The 16,781-nt window shown below is 66.2% G+C and carries 15 protein-coding genes; 10 read left to right on the top strand and 5 right to left on the bottom strand.

Annotation, left to right across the window (positions count from 1 at the left end):
* The first annotated feature begins 31 nt into the window (after positions 1–31).
* The 5 genes from ACG2LG_RS12485 (at position 32) to ACG2LG_RS12465 (ending at position 4,075) form a co-directional block, all read left to right on the top strand.
* Positions 32–292 (top strand): EutN/CcmL family microcompartment protein, encoded by a 261-nt coding sequence (locus tag ACG2LG_RS12485; protein ID WP_396259451.1) that lies wholly within the window; start codon positions 32–34, stop codon positions 290–292.
* Positions 289–585, top strand: a complete 297-nt coding sequence (locus tag ACG2LG_RS12480; protein WP_396259450.1) for a EutN/CcmL family microcompartment protein — start codon at positions 289–291, stop codon at positions 583–585. The genes ACG2LG_RS12485 and ACG2LG_RS12480 overlap by 4 nt, the downstream gene beginning before the upstream one ends.
* Positions 586–596: 11 nt before the next feature.
* Positions 597–1,685, top strand: a complete 1,089-nt coding sequence (locus ACG2LG_RS12475; RefSeq protein ID WP_396259448.1) for a class II aldolase/adducin family protein — start codon at positions 597–599, stop codon at positions 1,683–1,685.
* Positions 1,686–1,781: 96 nt separating this feature from the next.
* Complete coding sequence (locus tag ACG2LG_RS12470) at positions 1,782–2,774, top strand: malate dehydrogenase (protein WP_396259446.1); 993 nt, start codon at positions 1,782–1,784, stop codon at positions 2,772–2,774.
* A gap of 8 nt (positions 2,775–2,782) precedes the next feature.
* Positions 2,783–4,075 carry a class II aldolase/adducin family protein gene (locus ACG2LG_RS12465; protein WP_396259444.1) on the top strand — a complete coding sequence of 431 codons (1,293 nt, stop codon included), beginning with the start codon at positions 2,783–2,785 and terminating at the stop codon, positions 4,073–4,075.
* A gap of 43 nt (positions 4,076–4,118) precedes the next feature.
* Here the strand turns inward: ACG2LG_RS12465 and ACG2LG_RS12460 are convergent, their stop codons facing one another.
* Positions 4,119–4,829: a DUF4190 domain-containing protein gene (locus ACG2LG_RS12460; protein ID WP_396259442.1), complete on the bottom strand. Its 711-nt coding sequence runs from the start codon at positions 4,827–4,829 to the stop codon at positions 4,119–4,121.
* 102 nt (positions 4,830–4,931) lie between these two features.
* On the opposite strand from ACG2LG_RS12460, the gene lpxA reads away from it, so the two are divergent.
* From lpxA to serS, 5 genes are all read left to right on the top strand, one after another.
* On the top strand, positions 4,932–5,705 hold the full coding sequence (gene lpxA / locus ACG2LG_RS12455) for an acyl-ACP--UDP-N-acetylglucosamine O-acyltransferase (protein ID WP_396259441.1): 774 nt from the start codon (positions 4,932–4,934) through the stop codon (positions 5,703–5,705).
* 148 nt (positions 5,706–5,853) lie between these two features.
* Positions 5,854–8,247, top strand: a complete 2,394-nt coding sequence (locus tag ACG2LG_RS12450) for a heavy metal translocating P-type ATPase (protein WP_396259439.1) — start codon at positions 5,854–5,856, stop codon at positions 8,245–8,247.
* Positions 8,248–8,280: 33 nt separating this feature from the next.
* A complete protein-coding gene (locus ACG2LG_RS12445) occupies positions 8,281–9,201 on the top strand; it encodes a helix-turn-helix domain-containing protein (RefSeq protein ID WP_396259437.1) in 921 nt (306 codons plus the stop codon).
* Between the two features lie 67 nt (positions 9,202–9,268).
* Positions 9,269–11,824, top strand: coding sequence for a serine/threonine-protein kinase (locus ACG2LG_RS12440; protein ID WP_396259435.1), 2,556 nt, complete (start codon positions 9,269–9,271; stop codon positions 11,822–11,824).
* A gap of 99 nt (positions 11,825–11,923) precedes the next feature.
* On the top strand, positions 11,924–13,207 hold the full coding sequence (gene serS, locus ACG2LG_RS12435; RefSeq protein ID WP_396259433.1) for a serine--tRNA ligase: 1,284 nt from the start codon (positions 11,924–11,926) through the stop codon (positions 13,205–13,207).
* A gap of 81 nt (positions 13,208–13,288) precedes the next feature.
* Here the strand turns inward: serS and rph are convergent, their stop codons facing one another.
* From rph to lepB, 4 genes are read right to left on the bottom strand one after another with little or no spacing between them, the layout of a single operon-like run.
* Positions 13,289–14,074 (bottom strand): ribonuclease PH, encoded by a 786-nt coding sequence (rph, locus tag ACG2LG_RS12430; protein ID WP_396259431.1) that lies wholly within the window; start codon positions 14,072–14,074, stop codon positions 13,289–13,291.
* A gap of 53 nt (positions 14,075–14,127) precedes the next feature.
* Entirely contained in the window at positions 14,128–14,574 is a 447-nt protein-coding gene (locus ACG2LG_RS12425) for a hypothetical protein (RefSeq protein ID WP_396259429.1), read from the bottom strand.
* A gap of 28 nt (positions 14,575–14,602) precedes the next feature.
* Entirely contained in the window at positions 14,603–15,442 is an 840-nt protein-coding gene (locus ACG2LG_RS12420; RefSeq protein ID WP_396259427.1) for a phytoene/squalene synthase family protein, read from the bottom strand.
* A 10-nt stretch (positions 15,443–15,452) separates the two neighbouring features.
* Complete coding sequence (gene lepB, locus ACG2LG_RS12415; RefSeq protein WP_396259424.1) at positions 15,453–16,688, bottom strand: signal peptidase I; 1,236 nt, start codon at positions 16,686–16,688, stop codon at positions 15,453–15,455.
* Positions 16,689–16,781: the final 93 nt, after the last annotated feature.

Raw genomic sequence — 16,781 nt, 5'->3', positions numbered from 1 at the left:
CAGCCATTGAGATTTAAAGTTTCGAGTTTCCATGATCCACGCCCGAGTTGACGGCCACTGCACGGCCACGATCGCCCACCCTTCCCTGAAGGGTCAGCGCCTCGTGCTGTGCACCCCGATCGATGAAGACGGCAGGGCGATCGGCTCGCCGATCGCGGCGATCGACACGCTCGGTGCCGGGCGTCACTCGCGGGTCTTCATCACCACCGACGGCTCGTGGACGCAGGGCACCGTGCACGACGACAGCTCGCCGGTCCGCAACCAGGTCCTCGGACTCATCGACGAGAAATGAAACCCGGACGCGTCATCGGCACCGTGACCCTCAGCCAGGCGGCTCCCCAATTCCGGGGTGCGACCTGGAAAGTGGTCGGTCCGATGGGCCCGGACGAGCTTTCCGGCAAAAATCCCGACGGCTGCGGCCCGGGATGGTCGCCCGTGGTCCTCGACCAGCTCGGCGCCGACATCGGCGAACCCGTCCTCTACGTCGAGGGCACCGAGGCCACCCAACCTTTCGACCACCCCATCCCGCTCGACGCCATCACCGTCGCGCTGATGGACCGCTACGTTTTCGAACCCATCGACTGATCCCTGCCACCATGAGCAAACTCTACACCGCACGAGACATCGAGGCCCTCATCGCCAAAGGCGCCGACCTCACCGACGCTGCAAACGGCCGCCTGACCCCCATGGCCCGCGACCTCCTGCGCCAGCAGAAGATCAAGCCCGGCAAGCCGGCCGCCGCCGCGAATCCGTCCGGCACCCCCCGCATCCACGAGCCGGCCCTCCCCGACTACGAGTACCACTGGATACCCGGTGGTGATCCCAAGACCGCCGCCGAGATCGAGAAGTTCTTCTACTCGCCCGAGATCCAGGTGATCAAGGAGCGGATCTGCCACATCGGCCGCCGCATCTGGGACAAGGGCTATGTCGACGGCAACGGCGGCAACATCACCGTGCGCGTCGGCGACAACCTCGTGCTCTGCACCCCGACCCTCATCTCCAAGGGCTTCATGACGCCCGACGACCTGTGCCTGGTCGATCTCGACGGCAATCAGGTCGCCGGCACCCGCCCGCGCACCTCCGAGGTGAACACCCACCTCGGCATCATGAAGAACGAGCCGAAGGCGAAGTCCTGCGTCCATGCCCACCCGGTGTATGCTACGGCATTTGCCGTGGCGGGCGTCACCCCTCCAGCCTGCCTCATCCCCGAGCCCGAGGTCTTCCTCGGCGAGATCGGCCTGGCCAGCTACCAGACCCCGGGAACTCCGGAGAATGCCCGCGAAGTCGGCGCACTCGCCAAGAAGCACCAGTCCATCCTGATGCAGAACCACGGCGTGATCTGCTGGGGCAAGGACGTCGAGGACGCCTACTGGAAGATGGAGAACACGGACGCCTTCTGCCAGACGGTCACCGTGACCATGCAGCTCGGCGGGCCGAAGCAGTACGGCACCGACAAGCTCCGCGAACTCATCCAGCTCCGCCAGAAGCTCGGCATGCCCGATCACCGCCTGGACGAACTCAAGGAGTGCGAACTTTGCGACGCCGGTGACACCACGGTCAACACCGCCCCGCAGCCCTCGGCCTCGTCCTGCTCCTGCCAGATCGGTCCCGAGCCAAGCGGCGGCGAGCCCGACGAAGCCCTCGTCCAGCAGATCACCGACCTGATCATGAAGCAGCTCAAGTAGAAGGGTGTGGCCGGGCCTTCCAGGCCCGTCGCCTCGTCCCTTCCATGCCTGGCAACGGGGCTGGAAGCCCCGGCCACATCCCCACCATCCACAATCATGAAACCACCCATTCGAGTCGCCGTTACCGGGGCGGCCGGCAACATCGGCTACGCCCTTCTTTTCCGCATCGCCTCCGGTGAGGTCTTCGGACCCAACCAACCGGTCGCGCTCAACCTGATCGAAATCGAGCCCGCGCTCGACGCGCTCAAGGGCGTCGTCATGGAGCTCGATGACTGCGCCTTCCCGCTGGTCACCGAGATCGTTGCCACCGCCGACCTCAATGAAGGCTTCAAGGACGCCGACTGGGCTTTGCTGGTCGGCTCGGTGCCGCGCAAGGCGGGCATGGAGCGTGCCGACCTGCTGGGCATCAACGGCAAGATCTTCGTCGGCCAGGGCCGGGCCATCAACGACAACGCGAAGAAGAGCGTGCGCGTGCTGGTCGTCGGCAACCCGTGCAACACCAACTGCCTGATCGCGATGAAGAGCGCACCGGACATCCCCGACGAGCAGTTCTTCGCGATGACCCGCCTCGACGAGAACCGCGCCAAGTCGCAGCTCGCCGCGAAGGCCGGCGTGCCGGTCAGCGAGGTTTCGGAACTCTGCGTCTGGGGCAACCACAGCCCGACGATGTTCCCCGATTTCTTCAACGCGAAGATCGCCCGCCGCAAGGCCACCGACGTCATCACCGACGAGGCCTGGCTCAAGGACACCTTCGTGCCGACCGTCGGCAAGCGCGGAGCCGCGATCATCGCTGCCCGCGGCGCCTCCTCGGCCGCTTCGGCCGCGAATGCCGCGATCGACACGGTGCGCGACCTCATCCGTCCGACCCGCGGCGACTTCCACAGCGTGTGCGTGATCTCGAAAGGCGAGTACGGCACCCCGGCCGGGATCATCACCTCGATGCCGATCAAGGTCGATGCGGTCGGCAACTGGCGGGTGGTCGAGGGCATCTCGCTCAACGACTACGCCAGGGAGAAGATCGCCGCTTCCAACCAGGAACTGCTCGAGGAACGCGAGGTCGCCTTCGGCCAGCTCGGGATCTCGATCTAACCGATCCCATGCGCTTCGATCTGCTCCATCCCCGCGACCAGATCGAGCGGGTCATGGCCCGGATCTACGACCGGGAAATGACCACCACCTCGGGGGGGAACATTTCCATCCGCGATGGCGACGAGGTCTGGATGACCCCGGCCCGCGTCGACAAGGGACGCCTCACGCGTGCCGACATGGCACGCGTCGGTTTCGATGGCTCGGTGCTGGGCGGCGCACACAAGCCCTCCTCCGAGTGTCCGTTCCACCTCGGCATCTACAAGGCCCGGCCGGACATCGGCGCGATCATCCACGCCCACCCGGGCGCGCTGGTCAGCTTCAGCATCTGTGGTCAGGTGCCGGACACCGCCGTCTTCCCCGAAGCCCGCGCCCGCTGCGGCGAGGTGACCTTCGCGCCCTACGCCCTGCCCGGGAGCGAGCAGCTCGGCGAGAACATCGCCGCGCAGTTCGCCGCGTCCAAGAACACCTTCTGCGTGGTGCTCGAAAATCACGGCGTGGTGGTCGGCGGGAGCGACCTCGACGATGCCTTCAAGCGCTTCGAAACCCTCGAGTTCACCGCCCGCATGCTGCTGCGCGCCCGGCAGCTCGGCGAGGCCCGCCGCATCGATGACCAGCAACTCGCGCTCTACCTCGATCGCGGCAACCCGCTTCCCTCGCTTCCCTCCCAGGAGCCGACGAACCGCGAACGCGAACTCCGCAAGGACATCCGCGACTTCGTCCGCCGTGCCTACCATCACGGCCTGATGACCAGCACCTGGGGCAGCCTGTCCGCCCGCCTCGGCGACGACCATTTCCTGATCACCCCCTACGGCGTCGACCGCGCGCAGTTGGAAATCGAGGACCCGGTGGTGGTCAAAGCGGGACAATGTCCCGAGGGCGCCCGCCCCAGCCGCGCCGTCGACCTTCACCGGGCCATCTACCGTGCCCACCCCGGGGTGGAAGCCATCGTCAACGCCCTCCCGGTCAGCGCCTCGGCCTTCAGCATCAGCGAGGAACCCCTCGACTCACGGACCATCCCCGAGAGCTACCTTTTCCTCCGCGACGTGCCGGTGATCGGTTTCGACGAGCTGGTGCCCGATCCCGCGAGCGCCGCCTCGAAGGTCGGCCCCGATCATCCGGTCGCCCTGCTCCGCCACAATGGGGCCCTGGTCGCCGGCAAGTCGGTCCTCGATGCCTTCGACCGTCTCGAAGTGCTCGAGGCCACCGCCACCGCCATCCTCGACAGCCGCGCGCTCGGCCCCGTCAACCCCATGAGCGACGCCGTCATCGACGAACTCGACCAGGCCTTCGGCCGGGTGTGAGGGAGCGCCGATGATGAAATCGGCATCTTCGTGTTGCGTCCCGCTACCGCCGCAGCGCGGGAATCGTCACGGCATCGGGTGCCGCCCGAAGCGATGCTGCTTCGTATTCGGACAGCGTCTCAACACTGTTGTCGATACGCAGCGCCATCGCTTCATTGCGAATCGTCGGTGAAATCAAAATCACCGTTTCATAGTGATGCTCCATCGTGTGGCCGGGGAAATAGGTCCAACCCCCTTCGGCTCCTGAGCCGACCGCCAACAGCTCATCCATCGAGTCCGTGCACCCGAAAACCTCGAGCTGCCTCAAAACGCTCGAACCGGTCATTTCCAAATCCTCACTCGAAGTCGCTTCCGCCACCAAGCGGGCGGTCTCGTCGGAGGGAAAGCCTCCGAACTCCTGGTCAAACTCAAGCAGGGACAAACCCACCATCTTCATGTTGGAAATCATTTCCACCTGATCCGCCTTCACCTGCGTGCGCAGAATCAGCGGTGCCAGAAGCCCCACCACCACCGCGATCGGCAGGATCAGCACCGTGATGTAGCCGGTGATCAAACCCGTGATCGCAAAGCCGCCGCCGCCCAGGGCCCCGCCAGACTTCTTGATCTGGGAAAGCCCGATATGACCGAGGATCACCGCGGGAAGACCGGTCAGCCCGGTGGTCAGAAATCCAAGAATCCCACAGATCATGCCGCCGATGGCGAGACCGGAGGTCTGCGGAGGTGCTTGGCTGGAAAGCGGCGGGGCGGTGGTCATGAATGGATTTTGCGGCGGACCGACAGGAATGTCGATTCCCCGGAAACGGGATGCTCCGAAACCCGCTAGACCCCGGCGCTCCGACCCGCCACACTCCGCCCCGTGATTCACCCCACGGCGATCGTTTCTCCCAAGGCCGAACTCGGCGAAAATGTCGAGGTCGGCCCCTACTGCGTCATCGGCGACCACGTCACCCTCGGCGATGGCTGCGTGCTGCATTCGCACGTGGTCATCGAGGGCACGAGCAGCATCGGCCGTGACAACGAGTTCTTACCCTTCGCCGCCATCGGCGGCAAGACCCAGGACCTGAAGTATGCCGGCGAACCGACCTCGCTCATCATCGGCGACCGCAACGTCTTCCGCGAGAACGTCACGGTCCACCGCGGCACCTTCGACCACACGCCGACGAAGATCGGCCATGACAACCTGTTCCTGTGCTACTCGCACATCGCCCACGAGTGCCAGCTCGGCGACCACATCATCCTCTCCAACAACGGCACGCTGGCCGGCCACGTGACCGTCGAGGACCACGCCATCGTCTCGGGACTGACGGCGGTTCACCAGTTCTGCCGGATCGGCTGCCATGCGATGATCGGCGGCTGCTCGCGCGTCAACCAGGACGTCGCCCCCTACACGATCGTCGAGGGCAATCCCGCCTCGACCCGGGCGATCAACCAGGTCGGCCTCAGCCGCCGCGGATTCACCGAAGACGACCTCAAGGCCCTGCGCGCCGCCTACAAAAAGCTGTTTCTGAAGAAGGATGGCAACCTCGGCATCGCCGTCTCGTCGCTGAAGGCCGACACGCCCGCCAACAACCCGCACGTGAAACACCTCATCGCCTTCCTCGAAAGCTCCGAGCGCGGTGTCACGCGGTAGGGCATTCCTGCTTCTCCACCACCCCTCCGGGGCGGATTCGCGATTCGATACGCGTCCCGTGGCTCGCGCCACCGGCTAATTTCCGCAGGCCCTCCGGGCCTGGATCCAGCGGGCGGGCGGCTCGAAGCTCAAATCCGAGTCTTGGAACTTGGAACTTCTCACTTGGAACTTCGAGGCGCAGCCTCCCGCCATGGCGACCTGCGAACACTGCGGCACGGCCTTTTCCTCCACGGATCCGGAGGAAAAGTACTGCTGCAAGGGCTGCGAGTTCGTCGCTGGAATGATCGAGGAATCCGGCTTCGATCGCTTCTACGACCTCAAGGGCGGCCTCGCCACCGCGCCGGTCCGCAGCCGGCCCTTCGAGAACCACGACTTTTCCTGGCTCGAGCCCCGCGTCGCCGAGGCCGAGTCCCGCTCCGCCGACGGCTCGGCCTCGCTCGACTGCGCGCTGGAGGGCATCTCCTGCGTCGGCTGCGTGTGGCTCGTCGAGAAGCTCTTCGACAAGCACCCCGGTGCGATCCGCGCCGCCGCCCATCCGGCGACCGGTCGCCTCCATCTCGAATGGCAGGCAGGCCGCTGCGACCTCGGGGCTTTCTGCGAGGAACTGACGCAGTTCGGCTACGTCGCCGCCCCGGCCGCCGCAGGCACGACCGACGTCGAGCGCCGCCGCCTGGTCGCCCGGCTCGGCCTCTGCGGCGCCTTCGCGCTCAACGCGATGGGCTTCACCCTGCCGCACTACCTCGGCATGCCCGACGACTTCGAGTTCGCCGGATTGTTCCGCATCATCGCCTTCATCTCGGCCACGCTGTCGATGCTGGTCGGCGGCTCCTACTTCATCGACCGCGCCTGGCGCGCGCTGAAGGCCCGGTCCCTGCACATCGACCTGCCGATCGCGCTCGGCCTGGTCCTCGCCTATGCCGGGTCGATCGCCGGCTGGGCCTTGGAAATCGAAGGCCTGCGCTACTTCGATTTTGTCGCGACCTTCGTGTTCCTGATGCTCGGGGGGCGCTACCTGCAGACCTCGGCCGTGGAAAAAAACCGCCGCCGCCTCCAGCGCGCCTCGCCGCTGCCGGGGTCGGTGACCGTCGATGGAGAACCCGCGCCACTCGAATCCCTCGCCCCGGGGCTGAAATTCAGCATCGAACCCGGCCAGGCGGTGCCCGTCGCCTCGACCGTGCGCGAAGCCGAGGCCGAGGTCTCCCTCGAGTGGATCAATGGCGAGGCCGAGCCGGTGCTCACCGGCCCCGGACGCCAACTCCCGGCCGGTGCCATTCTGCTCAGCCGCCGGCCTCTCGAACTGGAAGCCCATGAGGCGTGGGCCGATTCGCTGCTCTCGCGCCTCACCGCCGACAGTGCCGGTGAACGCGGCTCGCCGGTCCTGCAACGCGTCCTCCGGATCTACCTCGTCGCCGTCCTGTTCATCGGCGTCGGCGGGTTGATCGGCTGGCTGATCGCCGGGGAACCCGCCATCGGCCTGCAGGCGATGATCTCGGTCTTCGTCGTCTCCTGCCCTTGCGCGCTCGGCGTCGCCATCCCCCTGGCCGACGAACTCGCCGCTTCCCGCGCCGGACGCCACGGTGCCTTCGTCCGCAGCGCCACGCTGTGGTCGCGCCTGCGGGCCGTGAAACATGTCATCTTCGACAAGACCGGCACCCTCACCCTCGAGCGCCCGGTGCTCATCGACCGGCACGCCGTCGAAGCCCTCGACGACGAGGCCGCGCTGGCCTTGGCCCGCCTCACCGCCGGTTCGCTGCATCCGGTCGGGCGGACCCTCCTCGAGGCGCTCGGCTCCCGCGGCCAGAAACTCCTCGCCACCCACGGCCGGACCGAAATTCACGACCACCCCGGGCAGGGCGTGTCTTTCACTTCCCGCCCGGCAACCGCCGCCGGAGACCCGCCCGAAGCGCGCTGGACCCTCGGGCGGGCGGGCTGGGCCGGGGATGAGGCCGATGGCTCCACCACGCTGTGCCTCGACGGCGCCCGCGTCGCCTCATTCCGCTTCCGCGATGAGCTCCGCCCGGGCGCACGCGAGACGCTCGATCAACTGCGCCGCCGGAAACTCCAACTGCACATCCTCTCCGGCGATACCCCGGAGAAGGTCGCCGCCCTCGCCTCCCAGCTCGACATCCCCGGCAATCAAGCCCGCGGCGGGCTGGATCCCGACCAGAAGGCCGCGGAAGTCCGCAAAATCGATCACGGCGACACGCTCTACCTCGGCGATGGTGCCAACGACTCGCTGGCTTTCGACGCCGCCAGCGTCACCGGCACGCCGGTGGTCGATCGCTCGCTGCTGGAGTCGAAATCGGACTTCTACACCCTCGGATCCGGCCTGGATTTCCTTCCCATCCTCTTCCGGGCCGCCGATTCCCGGGCCGCCGGGACCCGGGCCGCCTTCATTTTTGCCCTGATCTACAACCTCGCCGTCGTCACAATTTGCCTCACCGGCCGTATGAATCCGCTTCTGGCGGCCGTTCTTATGCCCCTCAGCTCCATTATTTCAGTCCTGATCGTGGCCCGCGCAGGTTCGTTCAGTAAGGATTGAAACCCTCCGCAAATCCTCCTACGCTTCACGCACATGGTGACATCAACCACGCCGAAGGGCTTCGAGGCCACTCTGCATCAGCGGCTCAAACAGTCCGACACCTTCCGGACGTATCAGGAAGCATTTCGCACCGCGACGGGCCTGCCGCTGCGTCTGGTCGGTGCCGATCCGGATGCCTGGGATCTGGACGAGGAATGCGTCAACCGCAGTCCGTTCTGTGAACAACTCAACATCTGCGAGTCCGCCTGCAACGCCTGCGTCGACACCAACCGCCGCCTGATGCGCGAGGCGCAGGTGGAAGGTCCGAGCTCCTGCCATTGCTTCGCCGGCCTGATGTCCACCGCCGTCCCGGTCAGGATGGGTGCCACGACCATCGGCTACCTGCGGACCGGCCAGGTGTTCTCGCGGGTGCCGACCGAAGCGGACTTCGAAAACTTCCTCGGCAAGATGGGCCGCAAGAATCTGCCGAAGGAGTCCGAGAAGATTCTTCGCGAAACGTATTTCCAGACCGTGACCATCGAGCCCGAACGCTACGAGGGCATGATCAAGCTGCTCGACAGCTTCGCCTCACAACTGGGCCAGCACGCCGAATCGCTCGCCATCATCGAGGAAGGCAGTGAGCCGGCCGCCATTTCCAAGGCCCGGAAATACATCCACCAGCACCTCGACAGCCCGCTGCCGCTCGGCAACGTCGCCCGGGTCGCCGGCCTCAGCGAGTCGCACTTCTGCCGGCTGTTCAAGGATGCGACCGGCCTGACGCTGACCGACTACGTCAACCGCTGCCGGGTCGAGTGGGCCAAGAAGGAGCTGCTCCGCCCCGAGCTGAGGGTGTCGGAAATCGCCTTCCAGGTCGGATACCAGTCGCTCTCGCAGTTCAACCGGAGCTTCGCCCGCATCGTCGGCGCCTCGCCCACCCAGTGGCGCTCCGAACAACTCCGCCGCGCGGCCTCCTAACGCATTCGGGCGGCTTTCTTGATTGCGCCGCGGGCCTTGTGGCGTCAGTAGTACCTCCCGCCCGGCGATGCACATCAAGGAACGCTACGAGATCCGCGACACCCTTGGCAAAGGGGGTCTCGGCACGGTGTACAAGGCCTACGACCGGAGCCTCAAGCGCGAGGTCGCCATCAAGCGCATCAAGACCGGCGAAGACGGCCAGACCGAGGAAGCCGCGCGCCAGATGGAGCAGGAAACCGGGGCCCTCGCGGCGCTGCAGCACCCGCACATCGTCACGATCTATGACACCGGCACCGACGACGAAGGCCCCTTCGTCGTGATGGAACTGCTCAAGGGCAACACGCTCGACGAGTTGGTCGAACGCGCCCCGCTGACCTGGCCCGATTTCCGCGAGTTGGTCCAGCAGATCATGGAAGGGCTGATCGCCGCCCAGGATCTCGGACTCCTCCACCGCGACCTGAAGCCGTCCAATGTGATGATCAACTGGCTGCCCTCCGGCAAGTTCCAGGCCAAGATCGTCGACTTCGGACTCGCCAAGTTTTCCCGGACCCCCAGCTCGCAGACGATCGATCAGAACGAATCGGTCTACGGCTCGATCTTCTACATGGCCCCGGAGCAATTCGAGCGCACCTCGCTCGACACCCGCACCGACATGTATGCCATCGGCTGCGTCTACTACTTCGCCCTCACCGGCCAGGCCCCCTTCAACGGCGACACCGGCCCGCAGGTGATGGCATCGCATCTCGAACACCGGGTTGTCCCGCTGGGCGAACTCCGTTCGGATGTGCCGAAATGGGCGGCCGACTGGATCATGTGGCACATGAACCGCATCCAGTCCGAGCGGCCCGAAAACGCCCGCGAAGCCCTCAAGAGCTTCATCGAACTCGACAAACCTGTCACCCAATCCATGAGCACCGGCCATTCCGAGACTCCGCCCGACGAGCCCAAGCCCGCAGACGCCCCGAAGCGGCCGCGGCTGATCATCCCTGGCGCCAATCCCGAGCCAGCGGCGTCCCCCGCCCCCGAAGCCCAACAGCCGCCCTCCGTGCAGCCGGTCGCCCCTGCCCAGCCCGTGCAGCCCGTCGCACCGCCCCAGCCGGTGCAACCGGTCCCACCCAGCCCTCCCGCACCGGCGAGCCCCCCGGCTCCCGAATCGCAGACCGGGCCGGTGCCTCCGCCGCCGGTGACCCAGACGGCTCCCCAGCCGCTGACGCCACCCGAGGGCGCCCCTCCGAGCATCCACACCACCGCCCAGCAGGCGGATGCCTCGACGGCCGAAACCGCCCCCGACGCGCCGCCGCCCGCGCCCCCGGCTCCCGCTCCCGCACCCCCGGTTGTGGCGGTGGCCACGCCGGTTCCCTCCCAGCCGGCCCCGGCCCAGCCGGTTCCCAGCGTCGGTGTTTCCGGCCCCGCCACCCACCAGTTGAAAACCGCCGCCCCGGCAGGCCAGGCCGTCGAGCAGGGTCCGACAACCATCGGCAGCATGCTGCCGCCGAAGAAGAAGGGCCTCGGAAGCGGTGCCAAGGTGACCATCGCCGTGATGCTCTCCATCGTGGTCGTGATCCTCGGCTGGGTCGTGCTCAGCACGATGAGCAGCAACAAGATCAACAAGCGTTACAACGAACTCGTCGCCATCGCCGCCGAACCTTCGGCCAAGGAACTGCCCGTGAGCTCGGGGGACCTCGAAATCCTCCTCAACTCCGTCCGTGCCGGCAGCAACAGCTCGCGCGAAACGGTCTACAAGGCGCTGGCCATCGCCAAGGCCAAGGGATCGACGGATGTGGATGCCCGCATCGCCGAGTTCGCCACCACCGAGGTGCTGCCCGACGAAATCCGGGTCTCACTCCTCGAGCGGGTCCTGCGCCGCCGCGCCAGCACCAGCACGCTGCCGGTCCTGATGAAGTTCGCGCGCGAGACCGACAACGACCGGTCCGCCGCCGCCGCGCTCACCGCCGTCGCCGCGATCGGAGGCGAAGACCAGATCGACGAGTTCCTCGAACTCATCCAGTTCACCTCCTCCGACCGGATCCGGATCGAGGCGGAGAAGGCCACCGCCTCGGCGCTCGAGCGCTCCGACAACCGCGCAAAGTACGGTCCCATCCTCGTCACCGCCGCCGAGAACGCGGTCAGTGACGACACCCGCCGCACGATGCTCCGTCTGCTCGGCTTCACCGGCTCCGATGTGGCGCTCGAAAAGATCATGGCCGCGCTCAAGGGCGACGACCGGCTCGACACGCTCGCCGCCTTGCAGGCGGCCCAGAACTGGCCCGACGATTCGATGTTCGAGGAGCTGGTCGCCTTCCTCGAAACCCAGACCGACGAACTGATCCGCCGCAAGACCTTCGAGGGCGCCCTCGCCATGCTGACCGACCGCGAACGCGCCGCCGCCCGCGACGAACTCGACAGCGAGGATTACTGGAAGATGCTCGCCCGCAACGCCAAGACCGAGCGCGAGCAATTCAACGTGATCTCCGGCCTCGCAAGGACGGAATGGGCCGACTGGGCGCTGTCGGTCGTGGAGTACTTCGTCGACGAAGCCGAAAGCGACAACGTGATCGACCAGGCCGAGCGGGCCCTCCTGAAAATGCGCGAGCGCGCCAAGATCCAGGGCGGCGGCGAATAGCAAAGGCCCGCCGGAGAGACCTTCACCCGAATTTCCGCCCGCGCTTCGACGCAGTCGGGGTTGGACCTCCGCCTCCGGATGGTCTAATCACGCCGCGCCATGCTCGACATCCGCGAGATCCGCGAAAACCCCGACGCCGTCCGCGCGCGCCTCAAGGCCCGTGGCGGCGACCACTGGCAGCTCATCGACGAGGTCCTCGCCTGCGACGAGTCCCGCCGCAAGGCCGAGACCGACAAGCAGGCGCTGCTTTCCCAGCGCAAGCAGATCTCCAAGCAGATCGGCATGCTCAAGGCCAAGGGGGAGGACAGTTCGGCGGTCGAAGCGGAGGTGCGCGGGCTGAAGGACCGGATCGAGGCGCTGGACACGGCTGCCGAGGAGGCCGGCAGCCGCCAGACGGACCTCCTGCTCAACCTGCCCAACCTGCCGCACGAGGCCTGCCCGGTCGGCGCCGACGAGGAAGCCAATCCCGTCGTGCGCGAATGGGGCGACAAGCCCGTGTTCGACGCCCCGAAGGACCACCTCGACCTGGCCGAGGCGCTCGGATTGATCTCGATCGACGACGCCACCCGCATCGCCGGCTCCGGCTTTGCCGTTTACCGCGGCGCCGGCGCGAGGCTCGAGCGCGCCCTCATTTCGTTCCTCCTCGACCTTCAGTCGGGCGAGCACGGCTACGAGGAGGTCAACGTGCCGCACATCGTCCGCCGCGAATGCATGGAGGGCACCGGACAGCTGCCCAAGTTCGAGGACGACATGTACGGCACCGACCGTAGCGACGAGGGGATCAACCAGATGTTCCTGGCGCCGACCGCCGAGGTTCCCGTCACCAACCTTTACCGCGAGAGCCTGCTCGCCGAGGCCGACCTGCCGAAGAAGCTCTGCGCCCACACCCCCTGCTTCCGCCGCGAGGCCGGCAGCGCCGGGCGCGACAACCGCGGCATCATCCGCATGCACCAGTTCGACAAGGTCGAGCTCGTCCAGCTCGTCCACCCCGACACGTCGTTCGACGTCCTCGAGGAACTCACCGGCCACGCCGAGGCGGCGCTGCAAAAGCTCGGCCTGCACTACCGGGTGATCGAACTGTGCACCGGCGACCTCGGTTTCTCCGCCGCCAAGACCTACGACATCGAGGTCTGGGCGCCGGGCCAGGGCAAGTATCTCGAAGTTTCGAGCTGCTCCTGCTTCACCGACTACCAGGCCCGCCGCATGCGCCTGCGCTTCAAGGATGCCGACGGCAAGAACCGCTTCTGCCACACCCTCAACGGCTCCGGCACCGCCCTGCCCCGGCTCTACGTCGCGATCCTCGAGCAGTGCCAGCAGCCCGACGGCTCGATCAAGCTCCCCGACGCCTTGGTGCCCTACTTCGGGGCGGAGGAGATCCGGTAGGCAAAGGACCGCCGATCTCCGAATCGGCATCGATCCATCCTGCCAGAATGCCGATTCGGAGATCGGCGCTCCTCTCCATTCCTATTTCGAAAACGCCGCCGCGAGATCGGCCAGCGCCGGGCCTTCCGGCCGGTCCGCTTCGAGAATCGCGGCCTTCTGCAAGGTCACGAGTTCCTCCGATCCCTTTTTCGCAAGCGCGAGCATCGCCGTCATCTCATCGCCGGTGAAGACCGCTTCCTCGCCGCTGCCTTGCACTTCGACAAACTCACCGCGCTCGGTCATCACGACGTTGAAGTCCACCGTCGCCGCCTTGTCCTCGGGATAGTTCAGATCAAGCACCGGCCCACCTTCATACACGCCGGTCGAGATCGCCGAGACGAGCTGCTTCAGCGGAAAATCCTTCAGCTTCCCGGCGCCCATCAGGCGATTCAAGGCGATGGCCAAGGCCACGCAGCCACCGGTCACCGACGCGGTGCGGGTGCCGCCATCGGCCTGCAACACGTCGCAATCCACCCAGATCGTGCGCTGCCCGAGTTTCCCCAGGTCGGTGACGGCCCTCAGCGACCGACCGATCAGGCGCTGAATTTCCGACGAGCGTCCATCGAGTTTGCCGCGCGAGATGTCGCGCGGTTTCCGGTCGTGGGTCGAGTAAGGCAGCATCGAATACTCCGCCGTCACCCAGCCGCCGACGACCTTTTGCTGCTTCATCCAGCGCGGCACATCCTCCTGCACCGTCGCCGCACAGATCACCTTGGTGTTGCCAAAGGACACCAGCACCGATCCATCGGCATGCGGCGCCACACCGGGCGCGAAGGAAACGGGGCGGAGTTGGTCGGCCTGACGGCCATCGGGACGAGTCACGGACATGTGCGCAGCCTAGGGCGCTTCGACTCCGTGCTCCAAGCTTCAAACTCCCAGCTTCAAGGAACCCGGAAGATCTGGCCCGTGTTCGGATCCTTGACCAACTGGCCACTGCGGAATCCCGAGACGTCGATCCGGTTGTTCGGCGGGTAGGGACTCAGCACTTCGCCCGGAGTCGTCGTCCGCTGGGCGGTCGGATAGTCCTGGGGCTGCGGTTCAGGCTGGGGAGCAGATTGACCGGGTTCCTGATACTGCCGGGGTGTCGGATTCCCGTGGTAGTCGGCATTCCGGCGCCTCATCTCATTCTCGTGGACCGCCGCACCGGCGGCGCCAACGCCCGCTCCCACGGCAGCCCCGGCAATCACGTCCTGGTGATCATCGCCGAGCAACGCCCCCGCTCCCGCTCCCACCAGCCCGCCCACCAGGGCCCCTTGTTGCTGATAGGAGGTGCAGGACGCGAGCCCGAGCACGACCAGGGAAATCATGGTGACCGTTGGCATTTTCATCACTCGTTGAAACGATGCTTGGGCGATATTATTCACCCCGCATCCGGGCTTTGAAAAGGTGTTTTGAGAAGATCGCCAACTTTCGCGCCTTGGAAACCCGGTAGCGCTTGTCGAAGACACGAAACCCGTCGGCCTTCATTTTCTGGAGCAGCCGGCCGTAGATGTCCCGCATCACCTCCGCCGCCAGCATCGCCCGGCGATCCCCGCGGGGAAGGCTTTCCCGGGCTTCGGCATAAAAGGCATCGGCACGCCCGGCTTCATAGGCCATCAAGGCCATGAAACGCCCGTCGTGGACCCGGCCCACCAGGTCCCGCTCGGTGTACTGGAATCGCTGGAGATCGGCCAGCGGCAGATAGATCCGCCCGCCGTTCGCCAGGTCCTCATCCACATCCCGCAGGATGTTGGTGAGCTGCAGGGCGTGGCCCAGCGCCACCGCGTAGCGCTCCGTCGCCGGGTCCTCGGCCCCGAAGACCCGCATCGCGACCAGACCCACCGAGCACGCGACCTTCCAGGTGTATTTCGAAAGGTCGTCCCAGGTCCCGAAGCGCTGGGGTCTCAAATCCGTCCGGCAGCCATCCACCACCGCGCTCATCAGGTCCGGCGGAATCCCGCAGCGCTCGACCATGGACATGACCTGCCGCTGCAGCGGATCCGGATCCGCAAAGCCGTGATGAAGACCCTCCTCCCATGCGGCCAATCCCTCCTCGCGCTCCGCGAGCGGCACATTCAGGTCGTCGGCCAGGTCGTCGACCACCCGGCAAAAGGCGTAGAACACCTTCGCATCGGCGCGTCGCTCCTTCGGCAGGATCGGCAGGGCGAACGCGAGGTTCGACCGTGCCTGATGAGTGATCGCCGCAGCTTCGGTCATGCGTCGTGGGCTACTTGATGAAGCCCCAGTGGCCCGAACCGAAGGGCCACAGGGAAAACCACCCGGGACCCGCGAGATTGAACTCGTGCACCGCACCCCAGTAACGCGAATCGAGGGAGTTCGCGGTGTTGTCGCCCAGCGCCGCATACTCGCGCATGCCCACCCGGTCGGTGTCCTTCAGCTCGAAGACATCGTCCGCACCGACGAGTTCGGCGGTCCGCTTGTAGGCCGCCTGCATCTTGGGATTCGAGATGTCTCCGAGGATGTAGCCCGGCCGGTCCCGGCCATCGGGATACTTGGCGTACTCGCCCTCGCGTTCCATCACCCGGACGATGCCCGGCTCGTCCGCGATCTTTCCATCCACATAAAGGTGGGGCTCCTCGATCTGGAGCTTGTCACCCGGCACGCCGCAAAGGCGCTTGATGTAGTGCGAGCCGCCGGTCTGGTCCGCGAGGCTGCCTGCCACCCGGCCCTTCGTCGGAATCCCCCGTGTGTCGAACACGAACACCTCGCCCCTCTTCGGCTTGCGAAAGTGGTAGGAGATCTTGTCCACCAGAACCAGGTCGCCGCTGTCGACCCAACCGTTGAAAATCGTCTCGCCCGCCTTGTAGCGCTCCCGCAACCCGCCGTTCTGCACCAGCACGCGGGTCGCTTCGTTGGACTCGGCCGGCACCTTGATCGTGGTGCCGTCGCTGAAGTCGAAGGCCGTGCGGGTGAACAAGAACCAGGTCGCCGGACGACCCGGCTGGTCCGGATGGTAGCGCCGCAACTGCATGTCGTTCTCGGCGACGTAGGTCTTGTAGCTCCGGCCCCGCCAGAGGTACTCGAAGGCGCGTTTGCCGAACCACGGCTTCTCGAAGTTGTCGTCGGCCCGATGGACGGTGATCCCGTTCAGCGTCGGCTGCATCGATCCCGTCGGGATCCGGAACGGCTGGAGCACATAGGCCCTCAGGCCGAGCGCGATCACCAGCGCGACGAACATCACCTCGACATTCTCCTCCCACCAGGTCTGCTGCGGCGCCCGGGGCAGGGCCTTCTCACAGGTCGCCCGAAGCTGCTTGCCGGCCTCGTCCACGGTCTTCTTGTCACCGGCCTTGATCGCGTTCTTGAGGTCATCCCGGCGCGACTCGATCTCCGCGATCCTGGCGTCGTCGAGCAGGTCCCGCTTGTAGTGGACGTATTTCTTCGCCCCTTTGACCAGGTGCTTCGCTTCTTTTTTCCAGCGAGGCTTCAGAAAATCGAACATGCGGCGGAGCATCGACGGACCGGCCCGACCATGCAAGCCCCGTGGCGCAAAGCGATGCTTTGCGGGCGTTGGGTAAAGCGATGCTTTACCCTG

Origin of the sequence: Haloferula sp. A504 (genome assembly GCF_044385805.1) — a bacterium.
In the GTDB taxonomy this organism is placed as follows: domain Bacteria; phylum Verrucomicrobiota; class Verrucomicrobiia; order Verrucomicrobiales; family Akkermansiaceae; genus Haloferula.
This window is presented reverse-complemented; position numbering and strand designations above follow the sequence as displayed.